The 20,128-nt window shown below is 43.5% G+C and carries 29 protein-coding genes; 28 read left to right on the forward strand and 1 reads right to left on the reverse strand.

All coding sequences use genetic code 11. The annotated features are described in order from the left end of the window. The first annotated feature begins 8 nt into the window (after nt 1-8). The 28 genes from NSS82_RS05850 to NSS82_RS05985 all read left to right on the forward strand — a co-directional run bounded on the left by NSS82_RS05850 (nt 9) and on the right by NSS82_RS05985 (nt 18,745). Nucleotides 9-347 carry a hypothetical protein gene (locus tag NSS82_RS05850; protein WP_076273929.1) on the forward strand — a complete coding sequence of 113 codons (339 nt, stop codon included), beginning with the start codon at nt 9-11 and terminating at the stop codon, nt 345-347. A 4-nt stretch (nt 348-351) separates the two neighbouring features. Next, complete coding sequence (locus NSS82_RS05855; protein ID WP_340960645.1) at nt 352-1,371, forward strand: major capsid protein; 1,020 nt, start codon at nt 352-354, stop codon at nt 1,369-1,371. 37 nt (nt 1,372-1,408) lie between these two features. Further along, entirely contained in the window at nt 1,409-1,684 is a 276-nt protein-coding gene (locus NSS82_RS05860; RefSeq protein WP_076274084.1) for a DUF7210 family protein, read from the forward strand. Continuing rightward, on the forward strand, nt 1,668-2,036 hold the full coding sequence (locus tag NSS82_RS05865; RefSeq protein ID WP_340960640.1) for a hypothetical protein: 369 nt from the start codon (nt 1,668-1,670) through the stop codon (nt 2,034-2,036). Before NSS82_RS05860 ends, NSS82_RS05865 begins: the two co-directional genes overlap by 17 nt. A gap of 2 nt (nt 2,037-2,038) precedes the next feature. Beyond that, nucleotides 2,039-2,410: a hypothetical protein gene (locus NSS82_RS05870; RefSeq protein WP_076273921.1), complete on the forward strand. Its 372-nt coding sequence runs from the start codon at nt 2,039-2,041 to the stop codon at nt 2,408-2,410. A gap of 2 nt (nt 2,411-2,412) precedes the next feature. Continuing rightward, a complete protein-coding gene (locus NSS82_RS05875) occupies nt 2,413-2,811 on the forward strand; it encodes an HK97 gp10 family phage protein (protein WP_081386773.1) in 399 nt (132 codons plus the stop codon). A 2-nt stretch (nt 2,812-2,813) separates the two neighbouring features. Continuing rightward, a complete protein-coding gene (locus NSS82_RS05880; RefSeq protein WP_076273919.1) occupies nt 2,814-3,236 on the forward strand; it encodes a phage tail terminator family protein in 423 nt (140 codons plus the stop codon). Next, nucleotides 3,233-3,427: a hypothetical protein gene (locus NSS82_RS05885; RefSeq protein WP_256718621.1), complete on the forward strand. Its 195-nt coding sequence runs from the start codon at nt 3,233-3,235 to the stop codon at nt 3,425-3,427. Before NSS82_RS05880 ends, NSS82_RS05885 begins: the two co-directional genes overlap by 4 nt. Nucleotides 3,428-3,430: 3 nt before the next feature. Further along, complete coding sequence (locus NSS82_RS05890) at nt 3,431-4,747, forward strand: phage tail sheath family protein (RefSeq protein ID WP_340960636.1); 1,317 nt, start codon at nt 3,431-3,433, stop codon at nt 4,745-4,747. A 1-nt stretch (nt 4,748) separates the two neighbouring features. Beyond that, nucleotides 4,749-5,210, forward strand: a complete 462-nt coding sequence (locus NSS82_RS05895; RefSeq protein ID WP_076104535.1) for a phage tail tube protein — start codon at nt 4,749-4,751, stop codon at nt 5,208-5,210. Between the two features lie 26 nt (nt 5,211-5,236). Continuing rightward, entirely contained in the window at nt 5,237-5,659 is a 423-nt protein-coding gene (locus NSS82_RS05900; protein ID WP_076273911.1) for a phage tail assembly chaperone, read from the forward strand. Between the two features lie 245 nt (nt 5,660-5,904). Next, nucleotides 5,905-6,549 (forward strand): hypothetical protein, encoded by a 645-nt coding sequence (locus tag NSS82_RS05905; protein ID WP_076273913.1) that lies wholly within the window; start codon nt 5,905-5,907, stop codon nt 6,547-6,549. Nucleotides 6,550-6,610: 61 nt separating this feature from the next. Further along, nucleotides 6,611-9,049, forward strand: coding sequence for a tape measure protein (locus tag NSS82_RS05910; RefSeq protein WP_178944332.1), 2,439 nt, complete (start codon nt 6,611-6,613; stop codon nt 9,047-9,049). Next, nucleotides 9,049-9,744 carry a LysM peptidoglycan-binding domain-containing protein gene (locus NSS82_RS05915; RefSeq protein WP_340960633.1) on the forward strand — a complete coding sequence of 232 codons (696 nt, stop codon included), beginning with the start codon at nt 9,049-9,051 and terminating at the stop codon, nt 9,742-9,744. Before NSS82_RS05910 ends, NSS82_RS05915 begins: the two co-directional genes overlap by 1 nt. A 6-nt stretch (nt 9,745-9,750) precedes the next feature. Next, complete coding sequence (locus tag NSS82_RS05920) at nt 9,751-10,716, forward strand: XkdQ/YqbQ family protein (RefSeq protein WP_076273904.1); 966 nt, start codon at nt 9,751-9,753, stop codon at nt 10,714-10,716. Between the two features lie 2 nt (nt 10,717-10,718). Next, on the forward strand, nt 10,719-11,012 hold the full coding sequence (locus tag NSS82_RS05925; protein ID WP_076104542.1) for a DUF2577 domain-containing protein: 294 nt from the start codon (nt 10,719-10,721) through the stop codon (nt 11,010-11,012). Next, nucleotides 11,009-11,422, forward strand: coding sequence for a DUF2634 domain-containing protein (locus NSS82_RS05930; protein WP_076274087.1), 414 nt, complete (start codon nt 11,009-11,011; stop codon nt 11,420-11,422). The genes NSS82_RS05925 and NSS82_RS05930 overlap by 4 nt, the downstream gene beginning before the upstream one ends. Continuing rightward, on the forward strand, nt 11,409-12,473 hold the full coding sequence (locus NSS82_RS05935; RefSeq protein ID WP_340960629.1) for a baseplate J/gp47 family protein: 1,065 nt from the start codon (nt 11,409-11,411) through the stop codon (nt 12,471-12,473). The genes NSS82_RS05930 and NSS82_RS05935 overlap by 14 nt, the downstream gene beginning before the upstream one ends. Before the next feature lies 1 nt (nt 12,474). Further along, on the forward strand, nt 12,475-12,888 hold the full coding sequence (locus tag NSS82_RS05940) for a phosphoglucomutase (RefSeq protein WP_076273753.1): 414 nt from the start codon (nt 12,475-12,477) through the stop codon (nt 12,886-12,888). Between the two features lies 1 nt (nt 12,889). After that, complete coding sequence (locus tag NSS82_RS05945) at nt 12,890-13,912, forward strand: DUF2793 domain-containing protein (RefSeq protein WP_076273754.1); 1,023 nt, start codon at nt 12,890-12,892, stop codon at nt 13,910-13,912. 11 nt (nt 13,913-13,923) lie between these two features. Next, the gene (locus NSS82_RS05950) at nt 13,924-14,262 is read left to right on the forward strand and encodes a hyaluronate lyase N-terminal domain-containing protein (RefSeq protein ID WP_178944305.1); all 339 of its coding nucleotides are present in this window, start codon (nt 13,924-13,926) and stop codon (nt 14,260-14,262) included. Between the two features lie 3 nt (nt 14,263-14,265). Then, a complete protein-coding gene (locus tag NSS82_RS05955; RefSeq protein WP_076273755.1) occupies nt 14,266-14,874 on the forward strand; it encodes a putative phage tail protein in 609 nt (202 codons plus the stop codon). 11 nt (nt 14,875-14,885) lie between these two features. After that, a complete protein-coding gene (locus NSS82_RS05960) occupies nt 14,886-16,493 on the forward strand; it encodes a hypothetical protein (protein WP_076273756.1) in 1,608 nt (535 codons plus the stop codon). Nucleotides 16,494-16,505: 12 nt separating this feature from the next. Further along, nucleotides 16,506-16,991 carry an XkdW family protein gene (locus tag NSS82_RS05965; RefSeq protein ID WP_076273757.1) on the forward strand — a complete coding sequence of 162 codons (486 nt, stop codon included), beginning with the start codon at nt 16,506-16,508 and terminating at the stop codon, nt 16,989-16,991. Then, nucleotides 16,992-17,123, forward strand: coding sequence for an XkdX family protein (locus NSS82_RS05970; RefSeq protein WP_076138696.1), 132 nt, complete (start codon nt 16,992-16,994; stop codon nt 17,121-17,123). Between the two features lie 81 nt (nt 17,124-17,204). Continuing rightward, complete coding sequence (locus NSS82_RS05975) at nt 17,205-17,606, forward strand: hypothetical protein (RefSeq protein ID WP_076273758.1); 402 nt, start codon at nt 17,205-17,207, stop codon at nt 17,604-17,606. Continuing rightward, nucleotides 17,606-18,463 carry a M15 family metallopeptidase gene (locus tag NSS82_RS05980; protein WP_076273759.1) on the forward strand — a complete coding sequence of 286 codons (858 nt, stop codon included), beginning with the start codon at nt 17,606-17,608 and terminating at the stop codon, nt 18,461-18,463. The genes NSS82_RS05975 and NSS82_RS05980 overlap by 1 nt, the downstream gene beginning before the upstream one ends. Before the next feature lie 3 nt (nt 18,464-18,466). After that, entirely contained in the window at nt 18,467-18,745 is a 279-nt protein-coding gene (locus tag NSS82_RS05985) for a holin (protein ID WP_076273760.1), read from the forward strand. 262 nt (nt 18,746-19,007) lie between these two features. On the opposite strand, the gene NSS82_RS05990 is transcribed toward NSS82_RS05985, so the two are convergent. Further along, a complete protein-coding gene (locus NSS82_RS05990; protein WP_076273761.1) occupies nt 19,008-19,985 on the reverse strand; it encodes an NYN domain-containing protein in 978 nt (325 codons plus the stop codon). Nucleotides 19,986-20,128 lie beyond the last annotated feature (143 nt).

Genomic DNA, 20,128 nt, shown 5'->3' on the forward strand with positions numbered 1-20,128 from the left:
ATTAACAAATGCCATACGTAAAAGGTAAGACAACGGTCAGTGAAATTAATTTTTTGGCCAGCTCACATGTTATCGCTCACACCTATCAAATAAGCGATGTGGGCGTAACGGCTAATGCACAAGGACGTAAGGTTGTCCCCGCTGGCACAGTATATCCAGCTAACGATAACACGGCGATCGGTATCACCTATACTGACACCGACGTAACAGAAGGACCACAACCTGGTTCAGTTATTATCGAGGCTTGGATCCTGAAAGAGCGCTTGCCCGTAGCTCCAATCGCTGAAGCTGAAACAGCGCTGGCAGCAAATTCAAAAATTAAATTTAAGCAATCCATAGGAGGTTAAGACAATGCCGAGCGTATTTGAACTATTCACACAACCGGAAATTCTAAATTACTTGGAGAATCGGCAATATCCTGCTCTTCTTGGTGAGACTCTGTTCCCCGAGGTTAAACGCGAATCTCTCGAATTTGACATGATCAAGGGCGGAAGTCGTCTCCCTGTCGCTGCTAGTGTACACGGCTTTGACACGGAAGCTGAAATCGGCAGCCGTGAAGGTAGCAAAGAAGCTCTGGAGTTGGCGCTCATTAAGCGTAAGCTGCAGATGAAAGAAAAGGATATCATTGCGCTGGAGAATCCTCGAACAGCCCAAGAGCAGCAATATCTGATGAGCCGGGTTTACAACGATATTGACGTACTGGTCAATGGCGTCCGGGCAGAGGTGGAACGCTTCCGAATGTCTGCTCTGGCCATTGGTACGATTCCTATCAATGAAAATGGCTTAAGTCTAGTTATTGATTATCACGTTCCGAATGAACATAAAGAAATCCTGTCAGGAACATCTCTTTGGACAGATCCGGACAGCGATCCGATTGGTGACTTGGAACGGTGGGCAGATGCACTTGACGAGAAGCCGGCTCGTGCGCTGACATCATCCACACTGCTTAGTGCGCTGCTTCGGCATCCGAATATCATCGGCGCCCTTTACGGCAACAATTCGCTGCGCGTACCGACTCGTGCCGATCTGAATGCCTTCCTGACACAGCATGAGCTGCCAACCATTGCGGTGAACGATAACAAGTACCGTAGACAAAATGCAGATGGTACCTATACAACGCATCGTTATTTCCCGCAGAACAAGATCGTTCTGTTTGGTGCCGACACACTGGGTGAAACGATTTACGGCCCAACCGCTGAAGAGATTCGCTTGGCGCGCGACCCGCAGATCGATATTACGAAAGTGGGGCAGGTTTTGGCCATGGTTTATGAGGAAGGCAAGGACCCTGTAGCAACCTGGACGAAGGCGGTCGCTACAGCGTTACCAAGCTTTCCGGAAGCAGATAATGTTTTCCAAGCTACTGCACTTTAATCGATGGGCGGTTCGCCGCCCTTAAGGAGGAAATCGCGTGAAAGTGGAAGTCAAGGAAATCCCGATCCGGCACAATGGCCAGCTTTTCCAAAAAGGCGAGTCCTTCAGCGTGACGGAGAAGGACTATGAACGTCTGGAGAAACATGTCACCTTCATAGAGGATGAGGGGCCTCCGGCAGTGTCGGAAATGAAGCTAGCGGAGCTGAAGGCTCATGCTAAAGAACATGGCATTGACCTGGGTGAAGCATCTAAGCGTGAGGATGTGCTTGCCGTGGTCCTGAAAGCTGGTGTATCTGATGGAGGAGCATCTTAAATATTTTTTTAAGCTCAAGCAACTGTTAGGAATTCCGATTGAGACTACAACAAAGGATTTCCAACTGACCTTTGCGCTAGAATCCATCATTCAGGCCATTAAGACCTTTTGTAACATCACATCGATTCCGCGCGAGCTGGATACTGTGGTGTTACAAATCGCGGAGGACTATTACCGTGCAAAATATTCAACTGAGTTTGAACTGGCTGCGCCAGCGGTTACAAGTATCAAACGCGGTGATGTGACCACGGCATTTGGATCAGCCAAAGCCATTGTTACTGTGGGATCTGGAGCGGCGTTTATCCGGAACTATGAAGCTCAGTTAATCGCTTTTCGCAGGATGAGGTGGTAATCATGGGATTTGGCTGTGTAGAGCTGGAACGAGCAGCTATTGAGAGCACCTATGAAGGCCTATGTACTGTTTCGGAAATGAAGGATGTAAAAGATCCAGTGAGCGGTAAAACACGACAGCAGCCTGTCATTGTGTTTGCTGACGAGCCGTGTGGACTCTCTCAGTCATCCTTACCTGCTACCACACAAACGGTGACAGCGGATCAGGTCAATTATGATGCCAAGTTATTTATCTCCCCTGATATAACTATCAAGCCAGGGAGCCGAATCACGGTTCAGCAGAATGGCATGGAGTTCAAGGGAGAACAGGCGGGTAAGGCATTCAGGTATGCCACTCATCAGGAGATTAAGCTAAAAGAGGTCCTGAACGCATGAGTATGGGGAAGTTCGATTTTTCTAATGTGAAGAAGCTTCACAAAAGCATGGTTCAGATGCAGAAAGAGTTCCCAGCCTTCATGGAGGAATGCATCCGGGAATTGGCTGGACGGCTGTTGGCAAAGGCTATAGCACGTACTCCTGTGCTGACTGGAGACTTGCGGCGGGGATGGCAGATCGGTCAGGTGGTAAAGTTACCAGGCGGTGGGGTGCATGTTGAGATCACAAATAACGTGGAGTATGCGCTATATGTGGAATTCGGGCATGTCACCCGTCTCCGTACTGGTTGGGTTAACGGTAGGTTTATGTTAACGCTATCGGAGCAGGAGTTGGAGAGGGAAATGCCAGCTATCATAGAACGGAAGTTTCAGAAATTCCTTAATAAGCATATGGGGCGGTGAGTATGCAGGATATAAAAAACGCACTCATAAAAAAGCTATCGTTATTTACTCCGGAGTATCCGGTTTATGACGAAGCAGTGGAGCAGGGCATGCAGCAGCCTTGCTTTTTTGTGCTGCTGTTAGAAGGTAGCCAAGCTCGGGGTATAAATCGGCGGTATCAGCGTTTCAATCCATTTGACGTTCATTACTTCCCGAATCGAGATTCAAAAGCTCCTCGGGAAGAATGTGAACTTATGGCCGAAAGGCTATATTCAGAACTGGAATATGTAAGTGGACACAGTGGTATGTACCGTGGTACTAAGATGCGGCACGAAATTGTTGATGGGGTACTCCATTTCTTCATCCAATTCAACGTCCATCTGATCCGGGACATGGCCCCTGATCCAAAAATGAAAACAATGAAGCAAGGGGGCGGTATTAAGTGAGTGTGAAAAATGAAAAGTCAGGTGTTGAAGCTCCTGAGGCTTCGTATACAAAGGAGCAGTTCTTAAACTCTACCAAATACTCATACCAGGATAAAGATGTCCTGTCGGCGCTGCTGGAGCCGGAAAAGTTGTATACAGCGTTTGAGGCACAGCAGGTCATCGAAGATTTTAAGAACAAGGAGGTTGAATAGATTATGGCCGGTGGAACATGGACAACTCAAAATAAAGTAAGACCCGGTGTATATAATAACGTGGAAACGTCTGGCGGGTCATTGGGTACGGTTGGTAGTAGGGGAATAACCTCTTTAGCGCTAACTCTCCCATGGGGAGCGGCTAAGGTCATCACACCGATTATAGCTGGTGAGGATACATTCAAAACTCTTGGGTATGACATTACAGCCCCGGAACTATTGCTAGTGCGTGAGGCACTGAAACGAGCGCGTACAGTGTTGCTTTATAAGCTTAACGAAGGAGTTAAAGCGACTGTAGCAGTAGGCACTCTGGTGGCTACAGCCAGATACGGTGGTACGCGAGGTAATAGCCTGAAGGTTGTCGTTCAAACCAACATCGACGATAGTAGCAAGTTTGATGTAAAAACGTTGCTGGATAATGCAGTAGTGGACACGCAGGTAGTCGCTAATATTGCGGGGCTCATCCCAAATGACTGGATTGTATGGAGCGGGACCGGCACACTAACTGCAAATGCTGGAGCTCCTTTGATTGGTGGTGCAAATGGCACTGTTACTAATGCGGATCATACTGCATATCTAGCTGCACTAGAGCTGTACGATTTCCAGACAGTGGCACTGACATCCACGGACAATGCACTCAAAGCGGTGTATGCTGCCTTTGTACGGCGCTTGAGAGAGTCAGAGGGTAAAAAGGTACAGGCAGCACTTGAGAACTACCCTGTAGCCGATTTCGAAGGTGTAATCAGCGTCAAGAATGGCGTGGTACTTTCAGACGGGACCATACTTACAGCAGCGCAGGCCACTGCTTGGGTAGCTGGTGCTTCGGCAGCAGCTGAGATGAATGAGTCTCTTACTTATTCGGCATACGACGATGCTGTAGATGTAGCGCCGAGGTATACGAGCACTCAAATTGAGGCAGCGTTAAAAGCTGGGGAATTTGTTTTTACCCCTTCCGTTAATCGAGCTGTGATAGAACAGGATATTAATACTTTCCTCTCTTACACTCCAAAGAAGGGAAAACAACTTCAAAAAAACCGTGTGCTCCGTGTGTTGGATGGTATTGCGAATGATCTGAAGCGTATCTTTGAATCATTTTACATCGGTAAGGTATCAAATAATGTTGATGGTCGAGCTCTGTTTCGTAAAGAGGCAGTTATCTATTTGGATAGCTTGCAGGGGATTGATGCCATTCAAAATTTTGATGCTCAGACGGATATCACGGTACTTCCTGGTGTTGATTCAGATGCCATCTACGTGGAAGCCAATATTCAACCAGTAGATAGTATCGAAAAAGTATATATGAAAGTGCAGGTGAGATAAAGTGGGTTTCTTAAAGGCTAGCGAAACAATCAGTGGACAAGAGGGACGAGCCTACGCCACAATCAACGGTCAGGTGGAGGAAATGTTCTACATCAAGACTCTTGAAGCCTCTGTTGAAAAAGAAAAGGCTGAGGTGAAGACGTTGGGCCGCCGCGGTACGCAACATAAAACTACTGGATGGTCCGGTACCGGTAGTATGACGATCTACTATATGACTAGTCGGTTCCGTCAGTTGATGATCGATTATATCAAAACGGGTAGAGATACCAACTTTGATATTACGGTAACTAATGAAGATCCGGGATCTACCATTGGGTCTCAAACAATTACTCTACTAGGCGTGAACCTTGATAGTGTGGTTATGGTATCACTAGATACAGAGTCTGATGCACTAGAAGAGGATATTGATTTTACCTTTGAGGATATTGATATGGGTCAAGCATTTAACCCGCCAGCCAATTAAAATAAATTTCAGGAGGAATTAATAATATGAGAGATTTTACAGCATTCTACGCACAAAATGCAGCGGTGGAGACTACAGAGGATTTCGTGGTCTCTCCTAGATTTAAAGATAAAGATGGAAAGGCGATTCCTTGGAAGCTACGAAGTATCACTGAAGAAGAAAATAAAGAACTTCGTAAGGCTGCCACGAAGCGAACCAAAGGTAAATACGGACAATTTACATCTGAAATGGATGCTAATGAATACATGGCAAAAATGGTGGTGGCTTCTGTATCTTATCCGGATCTCAAAAACGCAGAAATTCAAAAATCCTATGGAGTGCTTGGTTCAGAAGTTCTGTTACGCAAAATGCTGCTTCCTGGCGAATTCTCGGCCCTCAGCGAACGTGTACAGACACTAAACGGTTTTGACCAAGATATCAATGAACAAATAGAAGAAGTAAAAAACTAATAGAGGAGGGTGATGGTGAGGCTAACTTAGCTTACTACGCCCTCCATGAGCTTCACATTTTACCGCATGACCTTATGGCGATGGGACAGAGGGAACGCGCTGCTATATATGCTATGATCTCTCTCCGGGTGGATAAGGAAAAGAAACAAGCGTCTAAGGCCAGTTCTAAAGGACGTAAAAAGTAATAGACCATTCATTCCCTATTTGGTATATTGTTAGTAAATATTACCTCCGGGAGTGGAAATATGAAAGCATTCCGCAACATTTTGTCGGGAATTATGTTTATTTTATCGGTATTATTTCTAATATTCACAATACTTACTTTCGCCGTTCCGGAAACGGATGGAAAAGGCGTTGCAATTGTAATGACTCTAATCTGTTTCTTTCTTGGGTTTGTAATTAAAACTCAATCAAAGCAGGCAGAAGAGATTAAACAAAAGAACGAAGAACTCGGAATCAAAGCTACCGCATTATTGCATCATGTCGAGGGACTTCCAATTAGCGAAAAGACACAATGCAAGGTAGCGGTTACTCGGGATGGCATCTCTATTATAGGAGGGGGCACTGAATTTAATATTACTAATTCTCAAATTCGTGCAGCCGAGGTTAAAACTGATACAGAAATAGCGAATATCGTTCACAGTAGTGCAGCTAAAGGGATTGCAGGTGGCTTGTTATTTGGTCCGATTGGCCTTGTTGTTGGATCGAGAGCTAAGAGTAAGGAAAAACGAACAAGCACCTATTATCTGATAATAAACTACACAAATACAGCTGGTGAAGTTGCCGCGCTAATGTTTGATGAAGGAACTACATCATTTGCTTCACAGAAGATAGTTAGTAAACTTAAACCTGTGATAGTTAACAATCCTATACATTCAGTTCAACTCTAATATTCCGAAGCACTCCATCTTGGAGTGCTTTTTTATGTTGTTTAGAAAGGAGGAAGCCATATTGCCAAGCATTGCAGCAAGTCTTGCATTAAATGATGTCTTTAGTCAGCGCTTGAATCAGGTTAACACTTCTTTAGCAGCGACTATTCAGTTAATGGCACGATTGCAATCTCAAATGCAGAATCCGATGATATTAAGAATCAGCACTTTTGATGTGATCAGTAATTTAGATATGATTAAACAGCAGATTGCAGCTCTAGGAATAGGTAGCCTAGTACGAATAAACATTAACTCAACAGAAGTATTACAACAATTAGCAGTAATCAGGCAGCGGTTAGGCGGTGAAGAATCGTTAATTAAAATAAGAATCGATGCCGCTGATATTTCCTCGCAAATTGCAATTATAAAAAGACAGATTGAAACTGAATTAAGTAGTGTCGTTGCGCAGATTCGAATTGAGCTACCTCGGTCTTTGGAGGCTATGTTTACAAATCTCCAACGCTTGGTGTCTCAACTCATTAGATCAACGCGACAATTAAGAACACGCAGTGCAGATGCGGGTGAATTGCAAAGAGCTCTAGAACGTATCGCTAGGTTAGAACGGCAAATTGCTGACCTACAGTCTAGGGTGAACGGACAAATTAATAATGCAACGAAAAACACTTCTAATTGGCTAAGTAGCCTCAAAAATGTAGTCGCAGCTTATCTATCTATTGCTGCAGCTAAAAAACTTTTGGAAACATCAGATGATGTGGCGTTGACTAACGCTAGATTAGCAATGGTTAATGATGGCCTTCGAACACAGCTAGAGTTACAACGCCAGGTAATGGACGCGGCGAATGATACTCGGGCAAACTACCAAGCAACGGCGGATATGGTCACTAAACTCGCTATGAGTACTCAGGGTATTTTTAAAACAGATGACGATATTATTAAATTCACGAAGAGCTTCAACAAAGCTTTGGTAATCTCAGGTGCAGGAGCCCAAGAAACGACTGCCTCTATATTGCAAATGGGTCAAGCGCTTGGGAGTGGGGTTTTACAAGGGGATGAATTAAGGTCCCTTAGTGAAAATGCTCCAGCAGTGATGAGCCTATTAGCGGAGGGGCTAGGCGTAGCACGCGGGGAACTTAAAGCAATGGGAGCTGATGGTAAACTAACATCTGCGATGATTGTTAAAGCTTTTGAAAAGCAAAGCGGAAAAATCGATAAGATGTTTAGTCAAATGCCTATGACTTTTGGTTCGGCAATGACAATTATGAAAAATAAAGTATCTGAATGGATTGGAACAATTAACGGGGCTGAAGGCCCTCTTAGTAGGATTACTAAGATGCTACAGGATCTAACTGCATGGTTAAGTACCAGTGACGGAGAACAATTTTTGAGTGGTTTAAGCGAAGGCATCACCACAACTGTCGATATTGTTGTTTCGTTAGGGGATGCTGCTGCACAGGTGTATAGCTATATTACTACGAATTGGACAACTATTGAGCCAATCGTTTGGGGGATTGCAGCGGCTTTAACGGCGTGGAAACTTGCATCTATGGCTGTTGGTTCTGCCTCTATTTTTGCTTCAATTGGAACAGGAATAATGACAGCGGCAGTGTTTCTTCAAACAGCTGCTACAGGTGGTTTGGCTCTCGCTTGGCGAGGACTAAACGCAGCTATGAAAGCCAATATATTTATTTTAGTGGCAACTCTTCTGGCAGGTTTGATTGTGTGGTTAATAAAACTGTGGAATACGAATGATGCGTTTGCAGCAGGATTTCTTAGGGTTTGGTATGGAATATTAAACTTTATTGATCAAGTTGCAATTAAATTCACAAGCGTAGGGTATGCAATAGCCGATGCGTTCGGATGGGCGAAAACCAAGTCATTAATTTTCATGGAGGATTTAGCAAATGGTGCAATAGATCGTATTAATGATTTGATTAATACATTGAACAAATTGCCATTTGTTGAACTTGAGACTATTAGTCACATAGAATTAGCTGCTGGAAAAGCAGCAGAAGAAGAAGCTGCGAAGCAACAGAGGGCGGCAAACATAACTGCAATGGAGAATAGTGCAGCAACAAAGGCTAAAGAACGTGAGGCTAAAGTCCAAAAAATGTTAGATGAACGTGCAACGAAACGTGAATCTGAAGCAGCTGCTGAGAACGCTAAAAATATAAAATCAGGAAAAGATGATAAGGTGGCTGGAATGGGGTTTTCTGCTGGTGGTGGTGCCGCAGCTGCTGCAGCTCCAAAAACTGATAAGTTAAAAAAAGTCGATAAGGTCGGCAAAGTAGAGAAGCCTATTGATATCTCTAAAGAAGACCTGAAGATTATGCGCGATGTTGCGGAAATGAAGAACATTCAAAACTTTGTGACATTGACACCGACTATTCAGGTCAAGACAGGACCAGTAACCAATGAGGCTAATGTCGATTCCATTGTTAAGAAGATCGGCAATATACTTACTGAAGAGGTGGCAAGTACAGCCAAGGGGGTATACTCCTAATGAACAACGGCTATAGCATTGAATTAAGCTTCAACAACCGTGCTATCTGGTTTGAAATCCCCGTCCTTCCAGAAGAAATAGAGATTGGCGGGGAAGGTGACGGAGAGACTTATGATATAACGGATCTTGGTGAAATTAATGTAATCAAGGCAGCTAAGCTGAAAGAGATTAGCTTTAGTAGTTTTTTTCCGGCGATCGCAGTCGGTGGTACTGTACCAAGCTATGTATCATCAAAAAACTGGGGGCAACCCGCGGACTACATCCAATTAATTGAAACCTGGATGAACAAGCGCAAGCCGATCCGGTTTATTTTTACGTCAACGGGTCTCAAAATAAATATTGCTGCCAGTATCGAAGAATTTAAATATAAAGAGGTTGCCGGGAGCCCGGGCGATTTTGAATATGAAATCAGCCTGAAGGAGTATGTCTTCTATGCTGCTAAAAAGGTGACGTTGAAGACAAATACAACACCAGCTGGTACAACCACCACCACTAAGAAAGAGCCAGCGAAACGCGCAGATGAACGTACCAAGTCTAAAACAGTTACCATCAAATCAGGGGACACCTTGATGAAGATAGCTAAAAGAGAACTCGGTGACGGTAGCCGGTGGAAAGAGATTCAGAAGTTAAACGGCTTAACAGACGCGCAGCTGAAGACACTCAAAATCGGCTCTGTTCTGAAGCTACCGGGGTGATGATACATGGAATTATTGATCGATAATAAAAATGGCACTGTCTGGGATGTTTCCAGCATCGTTACTGATATATCTTGGAAGACGATCCGTATAGGTAAGGCAGCATCCTTAGAATTCACCCTTGTAGACCATGGCCCGTGGCAAGATAAAAAATTCCAACTGAACAATGGTGATGTGGTTAGGTACACAGATGAGGGACATAAGGTTTTCTACGGATATATTTTCAGTGTTGAAACTGGTAAGACGGAAGAAATAAGCATCCTTGCTTATGATCAGATCCGGTATCTGATGAATAGCGGAACTTATGTATTTACGAAACAGACAGCAACTCAGGTAGTTCAAAAGATCGCTCAAGACATGCAGCTCAAGACCGGAACGCTGGAAGATACAAAATACATTATTCCTTCCCAGATCCGTGACGATAAAACGTTTATCGATATGATCTGCATGGCGTTAGATGAGACCCTGATTAACTACGGGACCAACTTCGTATTCTTTGACGATTTTGGGAGCTTGACGATACGTAATACTTCTAATATGCGCTTTCCTTTTGTGGTGGGTGATGATTCACTCATGACGGATTATTCTTACAGTCGCAACATTGACGATGAGACATACAATCAAATTGTATTGTACAGAGACAACAAGGAGACTGGTAAGCGGGAAACTTACGTTACCAAGGATAGCGCCAGCATTGCTAAGTGGGGATTGCTACAACTCTACGAGTCAGTAGATGAGAATCTGAATCAGGCTCAAATTACCGAGCAACTAACACAGCAACTGTTCATGAAGAATCGAGAGAAGCGGACGCTTAGTATAGAGGCCCTTGGAGATTACCGAATGCGTGCAGGATGCTACGTTAATTTATATATCAACGCAATGAACATAAATAAATTCTTCCTAGTCGATGAATGTACTCATAAGAAAGAAGGCGGAGTACATACCATGGACTTAGAGCTAAGGTTGGTGTGATCATGATAGATGCGATAAAACGCGCTGCCACTGAAGCGGTGAATGCTGCTGGTCCAGTTCTGGTACAGCTAGGAATTGTAGAAAAAATTAATCCTCTTGTAGTGTTGGTCGATAATCGGCTTTCACTTATGGAGGATTTTTTAATTGTTCCGGAAACCTTATCTGAACAGAAAATAACAATAGGAATCCAAGAATACGTAATTCGTAAGCCGTTAGCTACCGGAGATAAACTTTTACTTATCCGCATGCAAGGTGGTCAACGCTACGTAATCATGGATAGGGTGGTGAGCGTTTGATACCACAGAGCGATAACGTGCTGCTGAATGAGGATATGGAGGATACACCCCAACCAAGTCTTACTTATAAACTAGACCTTGTAAATGGGCGTATAGGATCCGTGGTAGTGGATGGATTGGATGCCGTAAAACAGGCAGTTATAAAAATACTCTCGACAATCCGATTTGAAAACCTGATTTACAGTGACAATTACGGTAGTGAGGCAGATGTTGGAGCGGTGCGGGGCCGGGCGGTATTTGAAACCGAAGTGGAACGCTGGACTAGGGAAGCGTTACTTCAGGATGATCGTATCGTTTCTGTAACCAACTTTAGATTTAACTATGATGGCGATGCGGTACTCGTCTTGTTTGACCTAGAGAGTGATTACGGAAACTATACAGACCGATTGGAGGTGAATGGCGGTGTATGAAAATCAAACGTTTGAAACGATCTTAGAACGGATGCTAGACCGGGTACCAGATGGGCTGGACAAGCGAGAAGGTAGCATTATTTATGATGCTATGGCTCCAGCAGCAATGGAATTAGCTCAGATGTATGTTGAGTTGGATATCAACGCAAATTTAATATTTGCTGATACAGCTAGTGGCGATTATCTGGATAGATCGATTGCGTGGTCTGGTGTTACCCGCAAGAAGGCAACAAAAGCCCAACTAAGAGGGCTTTTTTATAATGCTTCTAACACCTTAATGGATATCCCAGTTGGTAGTCGCTTTGCTATTGGTGCAATCAACTATAAAGCAATCTCTCGACTCTCATTAGGAGAGTATCGTCTTGAGGCAGAGGTTGAAGGAGTTACGGGTAATCAGCACTTCGGAGCCTTAATTCCTATCGATTTTATTAATAATCTAGCAAGGGCTGAATTGACGGAGTTACTTATCCCTGGGACTGATAGAGAGACAGATGATGCATTACGGCAGCGGTACCTTGATTCTGCCAGACGTCCAGCAACCAGCGGGAATAAATATCATTATATTGAATGGGCTCTTGAAGTTTCCGGAGTGGGTGGAGCTCGTGTATTCCCATTATGGTCAGGTCCGAAGACCGTAAAAGTTGTCATTGTAAATACAGAAGGTGCCCCAGCCTCAAGCGTTCTTGTGAATCAAGTACAAGACTATATTGATCCAGCTGCTGGGAAAGGTGAAGGACAAGCGCCTATTGGGGCAGTAGTCACAGTTACTTCAGCAATCGGTAAGACGATCAATATATCAGCCAAGGTAACTTTAGCGCCTGGTTATAGCTTGCAGAGTGTAAAAAATTCCTTTTTGGAGCGATTGGAGACTTGGCGTAAGTCAGCGTCTTTTGTATCTACTTATGTAAGTCAGGCCGTAATTGGATCAATCCTTTTAGGGACTGACGGTGTTATTGATTATCTTGGGTTGCTACTCAATGGAGCTGTTGGGAACATTGTTCTTACAGAAGAAGAGGTGCCATTGATCGGTATTGTGGAATTGGGGGTGTAACATGGCCTACCCGAGTAAAGTTGATGTATTTCAGGAGAAGTTGAATAAAAACCCAACGGGAAACAACTATGTTATCGAGGAACGGATAACACTTGTAGCAGGCGTTTATGAAGGGTTACTGAATCACGATAATATCAATAACGCTACTGTCCAAGTCTATAGTGGTAGTAAATTGACGGGTGATAAATTGACAAACTGGACGTTAACCATTCCGAGTGATGCACCATGGCGCAGGTTAATTAAGATATTTAGTGGAGCTGATGAAGTTTACGTATCCTATGAAACACCAGGGGACACGGTAGAGGCTGACGATATTAATGTGCTACAAAAGTCTGTAACAGCCACACAAACAGAGGTAGAGAGGTATAAATCGAGTGGACTTATAGATGGTGGTTCATTTACGAGAGGGGTATAAGATGGCACAGACGATACAAATAAAACGTGGTACCAAAGCTCAACTTAGCACTTATGGTGCATTGCTTGTTGGTGAATTGGGTTTTTGTATAGATACGAAAGAAATATATATCGGAGACGGTACAACAAACTCAATGGTTGGGCGAGCTTTGTCAGGTGCAGAGGCTTCGCGTCCGGTGGCTGCATCGGTTGGACGTTTGTTTTACGTAACGAGCGGGGCAAATAGTGGATATCTTTATTTTGATGATGGGGTAGCTTGGAGGCGAGTGAACGCCCAAGCACTCAGTGATTTAACAGGGACGCTAGATAATATAGCGGATGGCGCTACTTATGCAAAGATATTAAAGGCTGATGTTAGTGCAGGACATATCAATAAGGTGTCAGATGGCACGAATACTAAAACTGCAGCTGAGATTAAAAGCCATATTGATGATGCAGCTAAACACCGAGTCATTAATGATTCTGGTACAGCCATTACCGATATCTGGTCCGCACAAAAAATCAAAAATGAAATCGAATTAGCAAAACATAATATCGAACCACAAGCATCGGTAAAAGATCAACATTTATTAGCGCCACCAGCAAGTCCAGCAGAAGCGGACCGTTATATCATTCCAGCATCAGCGACAGGGGTATGGGCAGGTAAGACAAACCAAATAGCAGAGTATCAGTCTGGAGCTTGGGCTTACTATACCCCTGCTGTAGGTTGGACTGCATATGTGGATGATGAGCAAAAGATCTACAGCTGGAATGGAACGGCATGGGTTAGGACTGGTGGTGCCCTACAGACGATCACAGCGGGCAACGGTCTTACTGGTGGTGGTCAATCAGATACCGTTACATTGACGGTAGGAGCTGGAAACGGGATTGTTGTAGATTCTACTACGGTAGCTGCTAAGCCAGGTAAAGGCATTGTTGTTAACGCGACCGGGATCGAGGCTAATATTGATGCTTCCAGTATCGTCTATGACGCGACCAATGGGAATAAACTTACGGTCGCTACGATCGATGGGGGCACGTTCTAGGAGGCGAGGCAATGGCTAGAAAAGTAATGATCCAGATCCGACGAGGTTTGGAAAGTGCCATCGGAACACTAGCTATCGGTGAACTTGGCTATTGTACTGATACAAGCAAACTCTATATTGGTACAGCAAATGGCAATGTCTTGCTGGTGGCTGCTCAAAGCTCAGGAGATATGCTTAAAAGTATTTATGATACGAACAATGATGGCAAAGTGGACTATGCTGCCAACGCTGATGCTGTCCCTTGGTCCGGTGTAGCTGGGAAACCAGCAACATATCCACCTTCAACACATACGCACTCCGAATATATGAGTAAGGGTTCCGTAACATGGAACCAATTAAAGGGGGTGTGATGTTTGAGCTATGGAGAATCTTTATATAGCACTCTTCTTTTCACGGCTAATGAATTAGAGGATATAGACGATGTAAGTACGGTTGATCTTATGAAATACCTACCGACATATTACAAGGGTGTTCAAGAAATAGAAGAACTGCAGCAATCATTAGGAATTGAAATATATGGCTTAACTACGAGGGTTCAAGAGGTGCTAGATCAGGCATATGTTGAAACTGCAACATGGAGCCTTGCGCGTTGGGAGGCTGAACTTGGATTAAGCTCGGATCCATCAAAGTCTTATGTCAGTAGACGTGAAATGGTCAAAGCTAAAAGACGAGGCACAGGCACAACGACACCCGAAATGATTCAACGAACAGCATCGGCTTTTGCTGGTGGGGATGTATCGGTAGAAGAAGTTCCAGGGGAATATCGATTTATCGTCCGATTCATAGGCATTCTAGGCATTCCACCGAATATGGCTGGGCTAATTCAGATACTCGATGAAATCAAGCCGGCACACTTGGCCTATGAGTTTGCTTATACGTACACATATTGGGATTCGCTTAAAGCTATAACTTGGAATAATGCCAACGCTGGAACGTGGAACGACTTAAGAACTTTTGGATAGGAGAGTGACACATGCAAACCACAGGAAATTTGGGCTTAAAGAAGCCCGAAGGAACAGATATCGTTGATATTGCCGATTTGAACGGAAATATGGATATCTTAGACACGACTGTTAATAACAAGGTTGATAAGGTCTCAGGTAAACAGTTATCTACCAATGATTACACAGCAGCTGAGAAAACAAAGCTGGCGGGTATCGCAACAGGAGCAACGAACTATACTCACCCGGCAACTCACCCACCATCTATAATCGCGCAAGATGCAAGTAATCGATTTGTAACTGATGTTGAAAAGACAGCATGGAATGGAAAAGCACCGAATACTCTTGTTTCAGCAGCACCGCAAAGTGACGGGTTGATGCGGGCAACTGACAAAATAAAGCTCGATGGAATCGCCACAGGAGCAAATAACTATGTTCATCCAGCAAATCATCCAGCAACTATGATTACTGAGGATGCTACTCATAGATTTGCGACTGACACAGAAAAGTCTAACTGGAACGGTAAACCCAATTTAGATACTACACCGCAACAAACAACAGCAGACATTACCTACTACGTAAGTACAGTAGGTAATGATTCTGCCACAGGACTATCTCCAGGGACTGCATTTAAAACAATTGCTAAAGCTATTAGTATGATACCTACAGTTGTTAACCACACAGTCACTATCATGGTAACTGCGGGGACATACACTGGAGATATATATGTTGCTGGATTTTGTGGTCAGGGCACAGTAGCAATCTCAGGAGCAGCTTCTGCTGCAACAACCCACACAATAACTGGAAGTGCAATTGTAACTAGGTGCTCATGTCGCGTCACTGTGATAGGCATAAATAGTACAGTTACAACTAATAAAGCTTTTGTTGCCTATAACGCAAATGAAGTACTATTTCAGTATTGCAGGACGGATGTGTCCACTGCCCAAAGTGCTTTCTGGATTGACCATGCAAAGGCGTATGTAGTCAACTGCATAATAGTTGGTAAAACAGATACAGCTATAACTGCCTATGTTAATAGCGAGGTTCTTGTGCAGGACTGTACCGGATCAGCTAACAGGGTAGGACATAGAGCCGCATATGGCGGTAGGCTTCAGATAAGTGGTTCCTTTATCGGCTCGTCTATTAAAATGGAAACAAATGAAGGTGGGATTGTTTCTGACAGCATTGGCGTTATTAACCCATGGGGAGATAATACAATGTATGCTCGTAGTGTTATGAGGGCCTCTATGGGTAGTGCAGCAACTATTGCACCGAATGCTTTCTCAAAGTTGGCGTTTAATGTAATGCATCAAGATTTTTCAAATGAATTTAATACAACTTTAAATAGATTCACAGCGAAAAAAACCGGTTGGTATTTGGTTTCTGGCTCTGTTAGTCTTGGTCCAATCGCTCCGGGGAATGCTATAAGTCTGAGTGTTTTTGTTAATGGGAATAGGGAATCGGATATTGGATCATTTTCTCCTAGTGGTGTTGCCGGTCCAGGTACAGCTACTCAGGGCGCGACCTGCTTATACTTACCTGCCGGCGCCTTTGTAGAACTGTTCTGTTACCCCAGCGTAGCAGTAACAACTTATTTTGGCCCAGCACATACCCACTTCACAGTTACACAGATAGCATAAGGAGGCGACATAATGAATATTGCAGATGCTATTATTTTCATTTATCCAGAGGCGATACCTTTACGAGATTTTGTTATTCAAAACAACGGCCCAGAACCTGTATTACGTCCTGGGGCAGAAGAAAAGGGACGTGTTCTATACGAGATCAAGCCGCCAGAAAAAGGAGAGCAGCCCGTTGAGGGAATACACTACTGTTACGGCATCGACTATAATCTGCTTACCGAGGGCGAAGATTACGACCTAGTTGAGAGAGGTCCACATATTGCAGTGTGGAACCTGGACAAACCCCAACCCACTGAAGCTGAACTTCAAGCAGCCTGGACAGCCTACCAGGAAGCCGAAGCTAATAAGCCGCCAGAGCTGACGGAAACCGAGCAACTACGCGCTGATAACGCAGCTTTATTACTGGAGCTAGTGCAAACGCAGGCTAGGCAAGATCAAGCGGAACAAGATCAGGCAGCCTTACTCCTGAGCCTCGTGGAAGGAGGTGTGCTATAAATGAACTGGTACGCACTGGTTAAGCGATACTTTGACGCAGGGTTGTATACGGGAGAGCAGGTACAGGTATTTGTCACAGCAAAAAAAATCACTGCCGAACAAGCTACAGAGATTACAACCAACGCCGAATAGCAGGCGTTTTTATTTTGCCCTCGGATCTGATCCGGGGGCTGTTTTTTATATTGATCAATAGATAGAGAGGGGAGTTGTTTTATGTCAGTTGGGGGAGTCAATTCAGGAGGAGGGACCGGAGGTGTAGCCTTGGAGAATCGTATGGATGATGTTGAAAATCGTTTGTCCGGAATGTCCGACGAGTTGATGCGCTTCGGCGCAGAACATGCCACATTTAGCACTGAGCTGCGATTGCTTAAAGAGAAGCAGTCTAGACATGAGGAAGATGTAAAACAAATCAAAGAATCCACAATCGAAATGAAGATCCAATTCAACGAGATTATGCGGCGGTGGGATACATTGGATTCTCGTGTGTTTCAGTTATTACAACAATCGCAAACGGATAGTAAGAGCGAACGGAAAGTGTTTATCGATCTACTTAAATACGTTCTGGCCGGTACTATCTTCGCTATTATTGCTTTTTTATTTAAAGGAGGGGCGTAATGTTAACCTTAGATCAAGTGAAAAGTAAATCATCTACGAGATTGATAGGATTGCACCCGGTAGTAATGGCTGCTGCGACAGTTTTAATTGAACGCTGTTACGCTCGGGGAGTGCCTATTGTTATTACTCAAGGATTACGAACTATTGCGGAACAAGACGCTCTCTATGCACAAGGGCGTACAAAACCCGGATCTATCGTGACCAATGCTAAAGGCGGGTATAGTTATCACAATTTTGGTTTGGCTGTTGATTTCGCTTTGCTGCTGCCAAATGGATCCAGTGTCTCATGGGATATGAACCAAGACTACAACGGAAACAACATCAAAGACTGGATAGAAGTGGTGGAAGAGGCCAAGAAGCTCGGATTTGAGTGGGGAGGCGACTGGACAACATTTAAGGATTATCCTCATTTTCAAATGGTCTTTGGTTTAACACTTACTCAGCTGAGAGCTGGTATCAAGCCATCTGAAACAGCAATGGCAAAAGCAACGGCTATTATAGATCGACTAAAAGGGGAGGTAGAGGAAAATATGAGTAGAATTGCAGAACTTGAAGAACAAGTGAGGGAGCTATCAAAAGTCGTAACAGGCTTGACCAATAGCAAAGATGTACTTAAAGAACAGTCTCTTAAGCAGGCTGCGGAGATTAAGGAACTGGGCACAATACTGTTGGAATTGACGAATACCAACCCTCCTGCATGGTCCAAGGAGGCTTTACAGGCGTTTGCACATACGCCGTCAGCCCTCAATGGCAAGCCAGTTATTGATACACCGGGATCAGCAACATATTCGGAAGCACGGATAATTACAATTCTGTATCGGCTTGGGCTGGCAGCGCAGCAAAAGGGGGACAAGTAAAGTATGGACAATCAAAACTTAACGGATGTACTGGCGTTCGCTTCGGTGATCGCTGTTTTTGTGTTGGCAGGAGTGCAGTTCGTAAAGACTTCGTTTAACGTACCTAAAAATATATTGCCCTTGATAGGATTAGTTATCGGCCTGTTGATCGGCGCGGCTGCATATCCGTTTACAGAGTTAGGCTTAGTGCTTAGATTATGGTCGGGCGGCCTAGCGGGACTATCAGCAACGGGATTATTTGAGCTGGCGTTTAGTAATAGATCAGGGACAACAAAAGAGTAAAGCATTTGCCTACTGGCTTAAGAGAAGGGTGATTGTACAAGGGGCATAAGCAATCTGGAAGTGACAAAGACTATACGGTTATAGAATAGTATGGTGCTCACAGACTTTAATGGCGACAATGAAAAAGAGACGGGGATATCCTCGTCTCTTTTTCTAATGAATATTACATAACGGATAATAAATAGCGAATTCATTCAATAACGAATAATTAATAGTAAGGTAATATTACCCAAATTATAGTTGGTTGTCAACTAATAAACGACTATTTAATAATTGTTGGTAATACTTGGTTTGTTGATGCAACTTCTTTGGCAACTACATCTGCTGAATAAATAAGAAGTTGTCCTTTTTCAGTGATACAGATTGAAGATTTTTTATCGCCACTAGCTAACGCCTTAATACCGTCAGTAATCAGTTTTTCAACATAGAGCTGCTCAATAAGCTCACTTGCTGAATTTCGTGGAATAGAAAATTTATGCGCTATTTGGTCCCTTAAATAGGGCTTACCAAGGAATTTCTCTGTTTTGTCATATTGGGTATGCCATTGCTCAATAATCTTTATAGTGGGTACTGTATAATCTTTTAGCGAGAATTCTTTGACATCTACATTTAAGAATGTCAGGAGATCTTCGCTATAATTCGCAAAGCTAGTCATGTCTATATGACGAGGGGCAGAGTTTGACAAATAAAATAGCTCAACGTGTTTACCTTTATATGTCATTCTACTAATTACTGGAATCATATCACTATCTGCTGTTACAAATACATAGCAAGAGACGCTTGGATCCTTATATGTATTTTCAATAGCGTCAATGCATAATTCAATATCTGACGAATTTTTCTTGTTATCTCCATCTTTCCCATTTGAGTATACATGTCTAATTTGAACTCTCTTTTTTTGTAAGCTTGTTAGCTGGGTTTTAATCTTTTCGAAATCTGCATAAGATCGGAATGTCCTGACATGCTCTTGACCGTAACGACTCCAAAGGCGGTCAAATAAATTCTTTGTTGGGTTAGAATCGTTTGGATCATGAGAATAATTATTCATCAGTGTCCAGTACACATTATCGTAATCCACGAAGATAGCGACATTCTCCATCTTATTTTTCTTATTCATCGCAAGTAAGGCGGTCTCTGTAGATTTTCCCATCATATCAGAGAAAAAAGAATATGCCTCTATTCTATTTGCTTGCTCTTCATCGTCATTTAAAACTTCATTTCCTTCATTTGTATTATCCATCGTACACCCTTTTATAATCCTCATCGGTTGAGGGAGTTGCTATATGAATTATGTTGAGATAATTCTACTACAAAAGTAGTATATTGGCGATATATGGAATAAGCTGATGAGACCTAAGTAATAGGTGGTTTCATACCATAGAT

Origin of the sequence: Paenibacillus sp. FSL H7-0735 (assembly GCF_038008505.1) — a bacterium.
In the GTDB taxonomy this organism is placed as follows: Bacteria; Bacillota; Bacilli; order Paenibacillales; family Paenibacillaceae; genus Paenibacillus_AQ; species Paenibacillus_AQ odorifer.